We start from the raw sequence: 14,695 nt of genomic DNA, 5'->3' as shown, positions 1-14,695 counted from the left end.
GTTTGGCGATTGATCAGATCGCACAATTCGGACTGAGTTCCCTTCAGGTGATCTACTATTTTGCGAAGTTATTTAGTTCTTCTAAGGGGATGTGAAAGGGCTGGAAAGCCCTTTCCTTAAGTGGAACACATATCTTTTCAGAAAATTATTTTTTTTCGCTCTAAATCATAAAAATCACAAAGTAGTGCTATAACGGATTGTGATGATGCTGGTAGTGTTGAGGGGGAAGGTATATTATCTTGATAAGCAAAAGATTCGAATTGCTTTGCCATTTCAAACAATGAGTTATTGACATTTGGCCTTGAAAAATATTCAGCAAGTATTTCTGACTTTATACTATCCGATAGTTTTTTAAATTCACACTCTAGTGAGTTTTTTAAATTTGAATTTGGGATAACACTTTCGGCTAATGCGGAAATTATACTCCCCACTTTCTCAGTGAAATCTTTTCCTGAATTACCAAATTTAAAACCAAGATCCAAAACCGCTTTTCTCTTTTCATGCTCACATGTTTGATATTCGCGCAAAACATAGTCTAAAGAAATAAGGAAATGTGACGTTGTGATATAAATCGCTCGCCATAAAGATATTGATGCTTGTAATTCAGTTGACAATCCAAGTGAACATTCAAAAAAATATTTTAAGTCCTTGAGATAAGCATTACAACTGTCAAAACTTATGTTGTCGATCAGTCTGGATTTTCCTTTTTCAATTTTACCTTTCCAGTCGCCTCCGATTTTATTATTGGATGCAATATCTAAATTGCTGAACAATGTCTCTTCTGTGATTCGTACTGATTGACTTTTGTTACTTTTATACAATCTTGTCAGAAAACTACCATCTAAGACTCGGATGTGATGTTTAAGACCAAAATCTAAGACGTCAGCACGATTTTCGCTTGTGACTATCAGACAATCATCCAATCCCAATATTTTTGATACACCCTGAGCCCAGAAGAAACGTTCGATAGCTTGTGGGGTTTTTTTATTTTTTATGTCAACATTTATTCTAGTTCTTATCAGTGGAGATTCCTTCGAAAAAATTAAAAGATCAATATCTGTTACATCAAAATTTTTATATTTAAACTTAATGCCTCTTACCACATAAAAACCTAGTCCTAAAAAATAGTTTCTAAGAATCTCTTCTGTTTCATAACCTTTTGTTAGCTTAATGCTCATGGATTCAGCCCTCCAGAACGAATATCATCGAGTAGATTTCTGGCTTGTATTTTAACCGCTTCAGTACAATTTTTTCGGATGATTTCTCTGTTTTTTTCTGGGCCAATATATTCAGTGACTTTTGCTCCGGGAATGTTCATAACTGCTTCAGCAGTAATATCTCCATTTTGAATTACAGATAACGCAAGTTGTCCTACTTCGGGCTTAAGCAGCCTCATACCGAATCGCCCATTATCATAAGGTATTATTTTTAACACGCCCTTGTACTCTAGTGCTTGATAATCATTTCCAATAGCAGTAGCTGGACCAACTTCCCCGCCATTAATTAGCTTTTGCATCAGCAGTGATATTTGCTGAATACGCCCTCGGTAATATGAACTTATCGTCATTCCATAAGTTAATGATGCGACGAATGCCTTAGCCAAATCCAAGGCATCATCTGCTATTGAGTCAGTGAATTTTGAAAAGGCGCTTGGTCTTGTAACAAAATAACTTCTACCTGACTCATTACCCACAACACTTACATCAAATAAAGCTATTGACTGCAGTTTTATGAAAAGTTCGTCACCAAGAATTCTTTTAGCTGTTTCTAATGGAATGCATCCCGAGGCTTCAAGACGTCCATTAAATTCTACTACCTTGGTACTTTCAGCACCGGATAAAGAAGATAGAATAATATTTGTTTTTTTTATGTCTTTTTTTCTGAATAAATTTCCATTGAATAAAAGTGATTCATTTTTAGATATTGTTTCAGAATCGAAAAATGTTAGTCCACAGCCAGTTGCAATCGTCTCTTTTGCTTCTCGACCAGAGATAGAATAATTGTCAGATATGTATTCCTCTGCGAATTTAGCAGTCAGTGGGGCATCTGATGCCTTTTCTGAAATATCAATTATTGCTTCTTCATGGCTGTCATGACTGCTTTCATTAAAGATGGTTGCAGTATATTCGAGAATGGTTTGCCCGGTAAGGGCTAAAACTTCAATACCTCCTTTTCCTTTAGATATTAAGCGCTGATTCTGTAGTTCATTTAATATTGCAGGCAATTCCGTTTTAGGACTAATATAGTTAGCTTTTGAGAGTGCTTCTAACTTTTTGGTACTGAGTTGTTCTTGTGTGCTTGCTGAAATAGCTGATAGGAAAAGACCACATTTTCCGGCAAAACCGATTGAATCAAAATCTTGATTAGTTGTTGTTTGTATTTTTTTTGCATGGTGGATGATCCATGCTCCTTTGATTTTTCGTTTCATACTACTATCTCCATAATCCTTCAAACATAGATAGATTGATAGCTATGGTTTTACAAAACCACGTATATTATATTTTAGTAATTTATTTTTGCCAATACAATAAATTTTTATTTGAGATGTCATCAACAAAAAAATCGTCGGATAATACTTTTATAGACGGCTTTTATTTATGTTTTGCTGAGAAAGTTACATCAGGATTTGATTGTAAGATACAGTTCGTTGTCATAAACGAAACGTTCAAATAAGCTAACTATTGTTCTATCATTGTATAAAATGAAAGTGCTTCGTATATAATTAAAAAAATTTGAAAACAGCAAGATTTTCATTTTCAAAATATTATCATTCGATTCGGTAAGAATATTCTCCATTGTTCTCCAGTCAATTCTACAGTTTTCATCTTCTGGTATGCCATCTTTTAATTTTTTGTTCTCTAATATTACTGGAATCTTCAAGAAAAGAGATAATGACCATGCTTCTTTATGAGACTTGACTGTGCTATTAATTGCACAGTTGATTGTTTCATTGCTTACATTGATTGCATTTTTATTGATTTCGTGTTTACTGAGAAAAATATCTTCATGTTTTAAATTTGAGTTTGGTTTTTTTTGATAGCAATCCCTTAAAAATCGATTGCTGGGGATTACTATTTGGTAACTTGAGGGGCCGATGTAAAAATAAAAATTTAAAATTTTATTTTTTTTATATGAGTTTGTATTTTGTAATGAAACTATTAGGTTTTCATTTATCGGGATGTCTAAAAATGTATTTCTTTCAATCAATAGAAGATTGCTTGTTTTTATTTTTTCTATAATTTCTACGCCTTTATATAAATTGATAACAACAAATGGATTGTTGGAGTCATCCATTAAATAACTCTTCATTATGGAAAAATCTGACATCATATCGTAAGGCATGATAGAAAACGCCATCTTTAATATAGCTTTAAATACTTTAATTTTATTAAATCTTTGTTTTTTGTCTTTTATAATTACGTCATCTATACCTAATTTTATGATGTCGGTATTCATTAAATTAACATACTGTGAATTCCTGTCAGGAATGCTAACTATTTTGTGATTCAATCCTTTTGGATTGTCAATAATATATTCAAATCGTTTTGTCTCTTTGGGGATAATTTTAGAAAAAGCGCGTTCGATTCCCATAAATTTAGCTAGCTCAACTTCAAAGGCTGAGAAATATTTGTTGCAGGCATCACATTCATATTTTAAAAATATTTTTTTATTTCCGAGAAGTTCTGATATTGCGTGAGCATCATGAGCAAATAGTTCAGGCTTAAAGCCTTTTCCGCAAAATCTGCATTTCATAGGACTACCATTATCTATGTAATGATGATCTTCATTTACATCGTGTGTGCCAATGTCGGTAAAGGTTTTTATTTTCATAATAATATCAAAGCGGAATAATTGTAGTAGAATTCTGCTGCTGTTAGTAAGCTAGCAGCAGCAGAATACCTCATACGCTTCTTATTAAGAGAGCATTACAAGGATTAGCTCTAAAAAAATAATTATCAGCTTGATAATAGATTTTAACTTTTCCATAAGGAAAATCCCTTATTTAAATTATATGCCATGCGGCAAAGTCAAAAAATAAGGGTTAGAGTTATAATAAAGCTATCATGATTATTTTACAAAGTAAAAAGATTTTTGGGTATGTTATCTACAATTTATGAGCAAACTCAAACGGCCTTACCATACCGTTGCTGTTCGCATCCAGATAATCAGCCCACCATTGGAGCATCAGGCGGCGCTGGTCAAGGTGTTTGGCTTTGTGGGTATAAGCGGCGCGGACACTATTGCTTTCCTTGTGACTCATTTGAAGCTCTACAGCGTCTTCTGACCACAAACCGGACTCAATTAAGGCACTACAGGCAAGTGTCCGGAAGCCATGACCACAAATGTCCTGTCGGGTATCGTAGCCCATCTTACGTAGCGCCTTGTTGATGGTGTTTTCACTCATCGGTTTAAAGCTGTCATAGCTACCCGTGAAGATAAAACCATCATCATTGCCATCTTCATAGGTGAGCTGTTTAATTTCTTCCAGCAACATGATTGCCTGACGGCAGAGAGGGATGAAATGTTTACGCTTCATCTTGGTGCCACGGCCTGAATATTTCACCCCTTCGATGACTTCCCGCTGTTCGGGGATAACCCACAGCTTGCTCTTGAAATCGATCTCTGACCATCTGGCGAAGCGTAGCTCACTGGAACGAACAAATACCTGCAGGTTAAGTTGAATCGCCAGTGTGGTGAGTCTGCGGCCTTTGTAGGTATCAATACGTTCAAGTAGCAAGGGAATCTCTTCAAGCTCCAGAGCAGGACGGTGTTCAGTTTCAGGTTTCTGTATGGAGCCTTCCAGATCGTAAGCCGGGTTATAGCGGATAAGCTGCTGTTGGACGGCATAGCGCAGGATAGAGGTGACATATTGCTTAACCCGTGTGGCAACTTCCAGATAACCAAGGGCTTCCACTTTTTTGAGGGGGACTAAAAGATCGCCAGTGGTAAGCCCGGTAACGTCTCTGTTGCCAATATCCGGGAAGATGTAGGTTTCAAGACGGGTCAAGACAGTGTTCTGGTAATCTTCAGACCATTTCTTTTTGGTAGAAAACCACGCCTTGGTCACTGCTTTGAATGTTCGGGTGTTATCACGCTTTGCTTTTAGCTCTTTAACTTCGGCCTGTTTCTTTGCATTAGGATCAATACCCTGAGCAAGAAGCCTTCTGGCCTCATCACGGCGTTGTCTTGCATCAGCAAGTGAAACAGCAGGGTAGACACCTATGGAGAAGATTTTTTGCTTCCCGTCGAAGCGGTAAGCCATTTGCCAGTATCTGGAACCTTTAGGGGTAACGCGAAGGAACATACCAAAGCCATCGGTCAGCTTGTATTCCTTATCAAGGGGTTTGGCGTTTTTTACTTTAGTATCAGTAAGTGGCATAGCGGCATCCCCCGTTTGTTGGTAAAAACGCAATCGAACTACCATTACCAACATTTTTACCAGCAAATGGGTATGGCTTCGAGTGGTTTTTAGTGAACGAGGGTGAACGTGAAAGAAGGGATAACCAACTGATAAAAATGCAGAAAGCAGACGTCAGTGAACGTCTGCTTTTCTTAAATTGGCTCCTCTGACTGGACTCGAACCAGTGACATACGGATTAACAGTCCGCCGTTCTACCGACTGAACTACAGAGGAATCGGTTAACTGCGGGGGATAATAGCGGGAGCACTTCACCTTGTCAAAGAGAGTTATGCGTTATGGCGACTGATTGCCGAAGTAATAATCAACATATTGAAATTACAGCGCAAGTTAGCAGTGCTAAAGCCAGAAAGCCAGTCATCAAGGATAGTCTGGCTGCACCTTGAAATAGCAAAGATTGCATTAGTGTGGTGCATAATCAGGATAGGGAAGGGCCGAATGATTCACCGTGCGCCAACCTGATTTGACCTGTGAACCATTTGTTTTCCTTATTTTACCTGTGGCTTATCAAGTGACTCTCTCTTTTCATGGCAATAAGCACAAAATATGGCGCGGTTCTTGCTACTTCTTTAGTGTAACTACTCAGGAGGCAGAAATGAATCTTAGACGGCTCAAATATTTTGTGAAGATCGTTGATATCGGTAGCCTGACACAGGCTGCTGAGTTGTTGCACATTGCGCAACCAGCGCTGAGCCAGCAGGTCGCTACGCTGGAAAGTGAGCTTGAAAAGCAATTACTGGTACGCAGCCGACGTGGAGTTACACCCACAGAAGCAGGGAAAATTCTTTATTCGCATGCACAAACCATTTTGTCTCAGTGCGAACAGGCGAAAAGTGCAGTTAATGGGGTGAGGCAATCTGTAAACGTATAGATTTTAGATAGCCAGCCATTTAGTCAATGGCTGGCTATCTGAGCTAAAATAGTTTTTTATTTTTTTTGAAACTGCGTATTCGTTTATCTCCTATTTAATCTTTATCATCATAATATGTATATGATGAACTCAAAGTTGTGATATGTGCTGGCAGTATGACTCGTTCCAGTGTTACATTAATCTTCGTTATGTTTCCTCTGCCTCTATATGCCAACATTTTGTCGGTGTATTTTGGCGTATATAGCGATGATTTCTTTGATTAAGGAGTTCAAATGAATAATATTCTCTCTCATCTTTTAATAAAATTGGCAGAAAAAGAGATCGGGGAAAAAGAACTTCATGCCAAAATTAAGTCATTGGAAATATTGGTATCTGCGATTATCTCAACATTGGATGACAGCAAGCTGAATACGCTGGCGAACAGGATAGAACGTGAGTTGGCGGAAGAGACGAAACGGTCTGGGGAGTTTGAGTGCTTAGCTGACGAACTATTAATACGTAATATTAATTTAATTACTACTCACTCATTACGAGACTGATTTTTATGGTGGCGTCAGGATGACTATATCTTTCATCACTCCATTATTTGTTTGATATTTATTGATAATAATTTTTTCATGAGTGAGAAAAGGATGTTCCGATGAAAAGTATACTCAAAAAACAAAGACGCTGATTATTAGTCAGCGCCTCAATTGTATAATATTTATTTCCGCTTATTTTATACTTTTTGCTTTTTTTTACGAATAACCTGATAGGTTATTGCCAGAATAATAAACCATAGTGGCGTGACCAGCAGCGCTTGCAGCGTATCGGGTTGCAGGGTAAGCAAAACGATCACGAAAGCAAAAAAAGCCAGACAAACCCAGCACATGAATATTCCCCATGGCATTTTATATTGCGAGCTGGCGTGTAACTGAGGCCGTTTTTTACGGTATGCCAGATAAGCGCTGAGAATGATGCTCCAGATAAACATGAATAAAATAGCAGAGACTGTCGTGACCAAAGTAAAGACGGTCATTACATTCGGGATCAGATAAATCAGCACGACACCAGATAGCAGGCAGATGCAAGAAAACATTAAGCCAGCAGAAGGCACCGCGCGTTTAGACAGCATGGCAAAACGCTTCGGCGCGTCCCCTTGTTTTGCCAATCCAAACAGCATCCGGCTAGTGGAAAATACGCCACTGTTGGCCGATGATGCCGCTGAAGTCAGTACCACAAAGTTGATTACACTGGCGGCAGCGGGTAAACCGACCAGGATAAACATCTCAACAAATGGGCTGCGATCGGGCGCAATCGCACGCCAGGGTGTGACCGTCATGATCATTATCAATGCGAATACATAAAACATGATGATGCGGATCGGGATCGCGTTGATGGCTCTGGGCAGCACGACGCGCGGGTTTTTGGTTTCCGCCGCGGTGGTGCCTACCAGTTCAATACCGACGAAGGCAAATACAGCTATCTGAAATCCGGCGAAAAATCCGCTCAGTCCTTTCGGGAACATTCCACCATCATTCCACAGGTTATTAAATGATGCGATGGAACCCGAAGGAGAAGGAAAGTTTATCATTACCAACACGATGCCAATAATAATCAAGGCAACGATGGCAACGATTTTTATCATGGCAAACCAAAATTCCATCTCTCCGAACAATTTCACCGTCGCCAGATTTAAGGTGAGCAGTAAGAGTACGCAAAGCAGGGAAGATATCCACTGTGAGAGATCCGGGAACCAGAACTGGGCATAGGCGCTAATTGCCACGACATCCGCAATACCTGTGACTACCCAGCAGAACCAGTATGTCCAACCAGTAAAAAAACCAGCCCAGGGGCCAAGCAAATCAGCGGCAAAATCACTGAATGATTTATAATTCAAGTCAGACAGCAGCAGTTCGCCCATGGCCCGCATGACAAAAAACAGCATGAAGCCAATGATCATGTAAACAAAGATGATTGAAGGACCGGCGAGACTGATGGTTTTCCCCGACCCCATGAATAACCCTGTACCAATTGCTCCACCGATAGCAATCAACTGAATGTGCCGGTTGGTCAGGTTACGTTTCAGCCCTTCATCTTCGGTTGTGGCAGCTAGGTCTGTCACTTCTTTTGATTGGTCTACCATTTAATACAGTTCCTGTTTTTATCTGTGATGTTGTGAGCTCTTAAGTGGCTCTCGTTAACGAATGTTGCAGCGGATAAGATGGCGTCATTACCGCACTCATTATAGCGAATGGCCAGCATAAATAGAGTTAACCATTGTACGGTGTATTTTTGTCTATTTTTTGCCCTGAATAAACGGCATATATATAGGGAAGGAGTAGGTGTATACGGTGCGTAGGTTAGCAAACTTGCGCATTGCTCACAACGCAATTTGTGATGATGAGAAAATAAGGAAAAATCAATATGAACTATTTGACAGTTGCCTTCAAGAGGAGAATAATCCACCCTGTTGGGTCGTTAGCTCAGTTGGTAGAGCAGTTGACTCTTAATCAATTGGTCGTAGGTTCGAGCCCTACACGACCCACCAACAATTTCAGACTGTTACCGTTTTTTATGTCGATTTGCAATCTTACTCAATATAATAGCTACCTTCCTTTTTGTTTAAATCGCCCGGTTTTAATATCAAATTTATATCCTCTAAAACGAATTTCAAAGCCATCCAATATATGAATATTCATTGGACCTCTTTTTTGATTTAAATCAAATGATTTTATTTTAGGTAGAATGTCTAACCATTGTGTCAATGAGGATCTATTCCGTATCCTTCTGGCGAAGATTAGAATGATTGAATATTATTTATATCCAAAGCATTTCGAGTTACGCGCCAGCGACAGCAAATCTCAAGACACTTATTTCAAGCTGTCGCGAGCGTTCAACATACCCGGTTTCTTTATCAGGATTTCACATTGATAATGAGATGCTATACTCAATACAGATTGATGATCGGTGCTGGCCGAAGATTGATCTTCACCAAGGCATAGCGGTTGCTGCTGTGAGTTTGGAGGACATATGGGATTTGAAAAGTTATTGGCTATGGTGGAAAAGAGTCATCAGGATCCAAAATCCGTTATCTCGCTGTCTGAACTGAATCAGGCAATACATGAAATAATCTGTTCCGAGCAAGCCAAGGAATACAAAATCAACCAATGTTTTACTGAGTTGAGGCAGTTGGTGGATGAAAGAAAGGCCATTGCCAGAAAACAGTTCATAGATAAGGCGCTGGTGAGTGAGTTGACGCAATATAAAAGGGTGGAAGAAGCACTCTTACTCAAGCTGAAACATATAGAAGAACAGATGTAACGCAACATTGTTGGAGCGTTACATGTTTGTCGTCTACCATTTTGTCGTCTACCAAGGGAAAACGGCAGCTTTTACTGATGCTTGTTTTTCTGTCGGCGGCGTGTTGAAAAATCGCCGCGCCATACTGATACGATGCCGCTGACAGCCAGAGATAAGGCGTCAGCGAATCTGTGCTTATTGGCGGTAGGCGTGTTTGATTTGTTTGATCGTGTTATCAAACACGGCTGCTTGTTCAGGATCTTCCAACTGAGCAATATATCTTTCCATGTTGATGATCACTTTTCCTGCATCAGCCTGACCGATAGCTTTTAGCAACAGCGTTAGCGTCGCTTTCAGGCAGGTTACTTCATGTGATAACTTTTCTACGGAAGCTTCAGTGGAAAAATCGACATTGCTCATGTTTTCTCCTCAACAATAAATAGCATAAAATTTTTTAGTCAGCCGGTTACAGGCTTGATGGCTCGCTACCAGCGTAATCAGGTGGCGGCGAGTATAGCATAATGCATATTTGTGGCGGTGATTATTAATCAATAATCACTATGTAATGACTGATTTTTATGCGTTTAACTTAATTTTTGTCATCTTTAATTGTCTACTTTTTGCATAAAAAAACAACATTCAACTGTTTCTTGCAGAATACATCAATCTTTCAGTATGCATGTTTTTATTAACATATGTTATTCATATAATATAAGCGCATTTTGCGCGAGACACTGAGGTAACAGGTGATTACAATAGTGTTTTTTTATTGACATGTGAAATTCAATGCCAATCCCATGCCGCTGATTGACATTGATTTTTTGCTGTTGACAAGTACTATGACAGCCATAAATTTAGTTGGCCTGAAGTTATAATCTACATGTTAGGAATGTGATCAATATACAGGCCGGACATAACGGTATATTGTTATCATAATGCGACGATGTTGAGTCTTTATTCCTTCATAGCATATTTAAAATACATATTCATATTAGACGGTATTCATTATTTTTCGAAACCAACGTAGTATCACCTGCAAGCAACTCTTTATGTAAGTGCTACTCTCTTTTTTGGAGAATTATTCTTTGATTAGCGTTTTTCTTGTTGATGACCATGAACTGGTGCGGGCAGGGATACGGCGCATTATTGACGATATCAAAGGTCTTAAGGTTATTGGTGAAGCGTCATGCGGTGAAGATGCCGTCAAGTGGTGCCGTAGCAACGTTGTTGATGTTGTCCTGATGGATATAAATATGCCGGGAATCGGTGGTCTTGAGGCGACGCGCAAAATTTTGCGATTCTCTCCTGAGATAAAAGTAATTATGCTAACTATTCACACGGAGAATCCTTTACCTGCTAAAGTAATGCAGGCTGGGGCAGCTGGATACGTGAGCAAGGCGGCGGCCCCGCGGGAAGTTATCTGCGCCATTCGTGCTGTCCATGCGGGTAAACGATACATTGCTTCAGACATCGCACAGCAAATGGCATTAAGTCAGTTGGAGCCGCAGACAGAGACGCCGTTGGCATGTTTGTCTGAGCGTGAATTACAGATTATGCTAATGATCACCAAAGGGCAGAAGGTCACGGAGATTTCCGACCAGTTGAACCTGAGTCCTAAAACGGTGAACAGTTATCGATATCGGATGTTCAGCAAGCTAAATATCAGCGGTGATGTTGAACTTACGCATCTGGCAATTCGGTATGGACTTTTTAATGCGGAGACATTGTTAAGTAGTGAGTGACACCTTTGATGCCTCGGCATTTCTAAAGACGGTAACCAGTCAGCCTGGGGTCTACCGCATGTATGATGCCGCGGATACGGTGATCTATGTCGGCAAGGCAAAAGATTTAAAAAAACGACTTTCCAGCTATTTTCGCAGCAATGTTGCCAGCCGTAAAACGGAGGCATTAGTCAGAAGTATCAGGCAGATCGACGTGACGATCACGCATACTGAGACGGAAGCCTTGTTGCTGGAACATAACTATATCAAGCGTTATCAGCCACGTTACAATGTTTTACTGCGTGATGATAAGTCATACCCTCTGATTTTCCTCAGTGCCGATCAGCATCCCCGGTTGGCTGTGCATCGGGGCGCTAAACACGCCAAAGGCGAATATTTTGGGCCATTTCCGAATGGAAATGCCGTGCGTGAAACGTTGATGCTGCTACAAAAACTGTTCCCTGTTCGTCAATGTGAAAACAGTGTGTACCGTAATCGTTCCCGTCCTTGTCTGCAATATCAAATTGGCCGCTGCCTGGGGCCGTGTGTGGCGGGGTTGGTCAGCGAAGAGGATTATCAACAACAGGTTGACTACGTCCGTCTGTTTTTGTCTGGAAAAGATCAGCAAGTCCTTAACCAGTTGATATCGAAAATGGAAACGGCAAGCCGTGATTTGAAGTTTGAAGAGGCGGCGCGTATCCGCGATCAAATTCAGGCTGTTCGCCGCGTGACGGAAAAACAGTTTGTCTCGGGAGATGGTGAAGACCTTGATGTTATCGGCGTGGCTTTTGACGCGGGGATCGCCTGCGTGTACGTGCTGTTTATCCGTCAGGGGAAAGTGCTGGGCAGTCGTAGCTATTTTCCGAAAGTACCTGGCGGGACGGAATTGGGCGAAGTCGTGCAAACGTTTGTCGGACAGTTTTACTTACAAGGGAGTTTGGCGCGTACCCTACCTTCGGAAATATTGCTCGATTTTACATTGCCGGATAAAGATTTGCTCACCGAATCGTTAACCGAAGTCGCTGGACGAAAAGTGCAGATTCAGACTAAACCTCGGGGCGATCGGGCACGGTATCTGAAGCTTGCCCGTACTAACGCGGCGACGGCGTTGGTGACGAAGTTATCGCAGCAGTCAACTATTCACCAGCGATTGACTGCACTGGCGAATATTTTGCATTTGCCTGCAATTAAGCGCATGGAGTGTTTTGATATCAGTCATACTATGGGTGAACAGACTGTGGCATCTTGTGTTGTGTTTGATGAAAATGGTCCACTGCGTTCGGAATATCGCCGCTATAATATCAGTGGCATTACGCCCGGTGATGATTATGCTGCGATGGCGCAGGTACTCAATCGTCGATACGGCAAGGCATTGGATGACAGCAAGATCCCGGATGTCATTGTTATTGACGGTGGTAAAGGACAATTGGGGCAAGCGCAGGCTGTGTTTGACTCACTACAGGTGGCATGGGATAAGAATAAACCCCTGTTACTTGGCGTCGCAAAAGGCAGTGATCGTAAAGCGGGCCTTGAAACACTATTTTTTGAGGCGACGGGGGAGGGCATAGCGTTGCCGGCGGATTCGCCAGCGTTGCACGTCATCCAGCATATTCGTGATGACTCTCACAATCATGCGATTGGCGGACACCGCAAGAAGAGAGCAAAAGTTAAGAATACCAGTACATTAGAGCTCATTGAAGGTGTTGGCCCCAAACGTCGGCAGACGCTGCTGAAATATATGGGAGGATTGCAACCTTTGATGAACGCCAGCGTTGAGGAAATTGCAAATGTGCCGGGTATTTCGCATGCATTGGCAGAAAAAATCTTCCATGCATTGAAACACTAGGGACAATGTAGCAACATACTCGTAATATCCACTCCGGCCAAATAGTTACCTAAGCGCTATGCAATTTAATATACCGACGTTGCTTACCCTGTTTCGTGTTGCTTTAATCCCGTTTTTTGTGCTGGCGTTTTATCTTCCATTCGTCTGGGCACCGCTGGTGTGCGCGCTGATTTTTGTTTTTGCCGCTGTCACCGACTGGTTTGATGGCTTTCTGGCGCGACGCTGGAAACAAACTACGCGTTTTGGCGCATTTCTTGATCCGGTAGCGGATAAGGTGATGGTGGCGGTGGCGCTGGTTCTGGTCGCCGAACATTATCATTCCTGGTGGATCACGCTGCCAGCGGCAACGATGATTGCGCGTGAAATCATCATTTCCGCATTACGTGAATGGATGGCCGAGATAGGTAAGCGCAGCAGTGTCGCGGTTTCGTGGATCGGAAAAGTAAAAACAACGGCGCAAATGCTGGCGTTAGTGGCTCTGTTGTGGCGGCCAGAACGCCTGGTTGAAGGCGCGGGTGTCATTGCTTTATATATCGCAACGGTACTGACTTTCTGGTCAATGTTTCAATATCTGAACGCTGCCCGACATGATTTGCTTGAACCTTGATCGAAGCGCCTTAAAAACCAGCAAACGGACGGGTTTCATCGATAATTTTATTGACTCGTCCCGTCATGTCAGTAGAATGCACGGCATCAACAGCAGCGCTGATTTGTTTAAAGTTAGCAAAAAAATCAGCGTGTTCTGTATAAGCGGGAATAGCTCAGTTGGTAGAGCACGACCTTGCCAAGGTCGGGGTCGCGAGTTCGAGTCTCGTTTCCCGCTCCAATATTTCAGTAATCGCTGAACAGCTTTAAAGGTAAGTAAGGCGCGTTGGCAGAGTGGCCATGCAGCGGATTGCAAATCCGCCTACCTCGGTTCGACTCCGGGACGCGCCTCCAATATCCAAGCCCGGGTGGTGGAATCGGTAGACACAAGGGATTTAAAATCCCTCGGCGTTCGCGCTGTGTGGGTTCAAGTCCCACCCCGGGCACCATCCTGAAATCAATAGATGTCAACCGACGTCTATTTTTTTGTCTAAAACCCACGGTTTTACTGGCTTCCCCTTCATTCCATACTCTCCCAACGTCAACACCATTCAACCGACATCAACTTGCTTGTGCGGGTACAATTGCGGGTATACTTCAGTATGGTAAATCCTTGTACCCTCAATAACGCATTTATTGAAGGAAAAGCATTATGGCACTCACGGATATCAAGGTACGTTCAGCAAAACCGGAAGAGAAGCCTTATAAACTTACCGATGGAAACGGTATGTTTCTTTTGGTCCATACCAATGGGTCTAAATATTGGTGCTTGCGCTATCGTTCGGATGGCAAAGAAAAGACGTTGGCGCTAGGTGTCTACCCTGAGGTTTCCCTTTCCGAAGCGCGTCAGAAACGCGACGATGCACGAAAACTGATTGCTGCTGGCGTTGATCCGGTAATCCTCCCATTTTTAACGGAGGTGACAAGTAGAATCAGGTCATGCGTTGAATATGCTGCATCGGCGTGTAGCC

General features: G+C 41.6%; 12 protein-coding genes, 5 tRNA genes and 1 pseudogene. 11 read left to right on the top strand and 7 right to left on the bottom strand.

Going from position 1 to position 14,695, the window contains the following annotated elements; genetic code table 11:
- Positions 1 to 137 precede the first annotated feature (137 nt).
- From NC856_RS17380 to NC856_RS17360, 5 genes are all read right to left on the bottom strand, one after another.
- Positions 138 to 1,178 (bottom strand): hypothetical protein, encoded by a 1,041-nt coding sequence (locus NC856_RS17380; RefSeq protein ID WP_264091666.1) that lies wholly within the window; start codon positions 1,176 to 1,178, stop codon positions 138 to 140.
- Positions 1,175 to 2,428: a hypothetical protein gene (locus NC856_RS17375; RefSeq protein ID WP_089187379.1), complete on the bottom strand. Its 1,254-nt coding sequence runs from the start codon at positions 2,426 to 2,428 to the stop codon at positions 1,175 to 1,177. The genes NC856_RS17380 and NC856_RS17375 overlap by 4 nt, the downstream gene beginning before the upstream one ends.
- Before the next feature lie 191 nt (positions 2,429 to 2,619).
- The gene (locus NC856_RS17370) at positions 2,620 to 3,831 is read right to left on the bottom strand and encodes a hypothetical protein (RefSeq protein ID WP_264091665.1); all 1,212 of its coding nucleotides are present in this window, start codon (positions 3,829 to 3,831) and stop codon (positions 2,620 to 2,622) included.
- Positions 3,832 to 4,105: 274 nt separating this feature from the next.
- The gene (locus NC856_RS17365) at positions 4,106 to 5,380 is read right to left on the bottom strand and encodes a tyrosine-type recombinase/integrase (protein ID WP_089187607.1); all 1,275 of its coding nucleotides are present in this window, start codon (positions 5,378 to 5,380) and stop codon (positions 4,106 to 4,108) included.
- 179 nt (positions 5,381 to 5,559) lie between these two features.
- Positions 5,560 to 5,635 (bottom strand) — tRNA-Asn (locus NC856_RS17360).
- A gap of 379 nt (positions 5,636 to 6,014) precedes the next feature.
- Between NC856_RS17360 and NC856_RS17355 the strand changes: the two are divergent.
- Both NC856_RS17355 and NC856_RS17350 read left to right on the top strand, forming a co-directional pair.
- Positions 6,015 to 6,281 (top strand): annotated as a pseudogene (locus NC856_RS17355) (LysR family transcriptional regulator); the annotation flags it as partial.
- 281 nt (positions 6,282 to 6,562) lie between these two features.
- The gene (locus NC856_RS17350) at positions 6,563 to 6,829 is read left to right on the top strand and encodes a sigma-S stabilization anti-adapter protein IraP (RefSeq protein ID WP_264091664.1); all 267 of its coding nucleotides are present in this window, start codon (positions 6,563 to 6,565) and stop codon (positions 6,827 to 6,829) included.
- 179 nt (positions 6,830 to 7,008) lie between these two features.
- On the opposite strand, the gene cycA is transcribed toward NC856_RS17350, so the two are convergent.
- The gene (gene cycA, locus NC856_RS17345; protein WP_264091663.1) at positions 7,009 to 8,415 is read right to left on the bottom strand and encodes a D-serine/D-alanine/glycine transporter; all 1,407 of its coding nucleotides are present in this window, start codon (positions 8,413 to 8,415) and stop codon (positions 7,009 to 7,011) included.
- 329 nt (positions 8,416 to 8,744) lie between these two features.
- On the opposite strand from cycA, the gene NC856_RS17340 reads away from it, so the two are divergent.
- A tRNA-Lys gene (locus NC856_RS17340) sits at positions 8,745 to 8,820 on the top strand.
- 482 nt (positions 8,821 to 9,302) lie between these two features.
- The gene (locus NC856_RS17335) at positions 9,303 to 9,593 is read left to right on the top strand and encodes a hypothetical protein (RefSeq protein WP_264091662.1); all 291 of its coding nucleotides are present in this window, start codon (positions 9,303 to 9,305) and stop codon (positions 9,591 to 9,593) included.
- Positions 9,594 to 9,767: 174 nt separating this feature from the next.
- Here NC856_RS17335 and NC856_RS17330 read toward each other — a convergent pair whose 3' ends face one another.
- Positions 9,768 to 9,992 (bottom strand): DUF2594 family protein, encoded by a 225-nt coding sequence (locus NC856_RS17330; RefSeq protein WP_264091661.1) that lies wholly within the window; start codon positions 9,990 to 9,992, stop codon positions 9,768 to 9,770.
- 665 nt (positions 9,993 to 10,657) lie between these two features.
- Here NC856_RS17330 and uvrY point away from each other — a divergent pair.
- The 7 genes from uvrY to NC856_RS17295 form a co-directional block, all read left to right on the top strand.
- Positions 10,658 to 11,314, top strand: coding sequence for a UvrY/SirA/GacA family response regulator transcription factor (uvrY, locus tag NC856_RS17325; protein ID WP_264091660.1), 657 nt, complete (start codon positions 10,658 to 10,660; stop codon positions 11,312 to 11,314).
- Positions 11,307 to 13,139, top strand: coding sequence for an excinuclease ABC subunit UvrC (gene uvrC / locus NC856_RS17320; RefSeq protein ID WP_264091659.1), 1,833 nt, complete (start codon positions 11,307 to 11,309; stop codon positions 13,137 to 13,139). The genes uvrY and uvrC overlap by 8 nt, the downstream gene beginning before the upstream one ends.
- Positions 13,140 to 13,197: 58 nt before the next feature.
- Entirely contained in the window at positions 13,198 to 13,746 is a 549-nt protein-coding gene (gene pgsA, locus NC856_RS17315; RefSeq protein ID WP_113869743.1) for a CDP-diacylglycerol--glycerol-3-phosphate 3-phosphatidyltransferase, read from the top strand.
- Between the two features lie 143 nt (positions 13,747 to 13,889).
- Positions 13,890 to 13,965, top strand: a tRNA-Gly gene (locus tag NC856_RS17310).
- Between the two features lie 39 nt (positions 13,966 to 14,004).
- Positions 14,005 to 14,078 (top strand) — tRNA-Cys (locus tag NC856_RS17305).
- An 8-nt stretch (positions 14,079 to 14,086) separates the two neighbouring features.
- Positions 14,087 to 14,173, top strand: a tRNA-Leu gene (locus tag NC856_RS17300).
- 203 nt (positions 14,174 to 14,376) lie between these two features.
- Positions 14,377 to 14,695, top strand: a 319-nt coding sequence (locus NC856_RS17295; protein ID WP_264091658.1) for an Arm DNA-binding domain-containing protein, incomplete at its 3' end; no start/stop codon positions are given.

The sequence above is a fragment of the Brenneria izbisi genome, assembly GCF_025840185.1.
Classification (GTDB): Bacteria; Pseudomonadota; Gammaproteobacteria; order Enterobacterales; family Enterobacteriaceae; genus Brenneria; species Brenneria izbisi.
Note: the sequence above shows the minus strand (reverse complement) of the source record. Positions and strands in the feature narration are given on the sequence as shown.

Bases quoted from the DNA above. Each gene is read 5' to 3' on its own strand.
- NC856_RS17370 (WP_264091665.1), bottom strand. From the start codon at position 3,831: ATGAAAATAAAAACCTTTACCGACATTGGCACACACGATGTAAATGAA.
- NC856_RS17365 (WP_089187607.1), bottom strand. From the start codon at position 5,380: ATGCCACTTACTGATACTAAAGTAAAAAACGCCAAACCCCTTGATAAG.
- pgsA (WP_113869743.1), top strand. From the start codon at position 13,198: ATGCAATTTAATATACCGACGTTGCTTACCCTGTTTCGTGTTGCTTTA.
- NC856_RS17330 (WP_264091661.1), bottom strand. From the start codon at position 9,992: ATGAGCAATGTCGATTTTTCCACTGAAGCTTCCGTAGAAAAGTTATCA.
- NC856_RS17375 (WP_089187379.1), bottom strand. From the start codon at position 2,428: ATGAAACGAAAAATCAAAGGAGCATGGATCATCCACCATGCAAAAAAA.
- cycA (WP_264091663.1), bottom strand. From the start codon at position 8,415: ATGGTAGACCAATCAAAAGAAGTGACAGACCTAGCTGCCACAACCGAA.
- NC856_RS17350 (WP_264091664.1), top strand. From the start codon at position 6,563: ATGAATAATATTCTCTCTCATCTTTTAATAAAATTGGCAGAAAAAGAG.
- NC856_RS17380 (WP_264091666.1), bottom strand. From the start codon at position 1,178: ATGAGCATTAAGCTAACAAAAGGTTATGAAACAGAAGAGATTCTTAGA.
- NC856_RS17335 (WP_264091662.1), top strand. From the start codon at position 9,303: ATGGGATTTGAAAAGTTATTGGCTATGGTGGAAAAGAGTCATCAGGAT.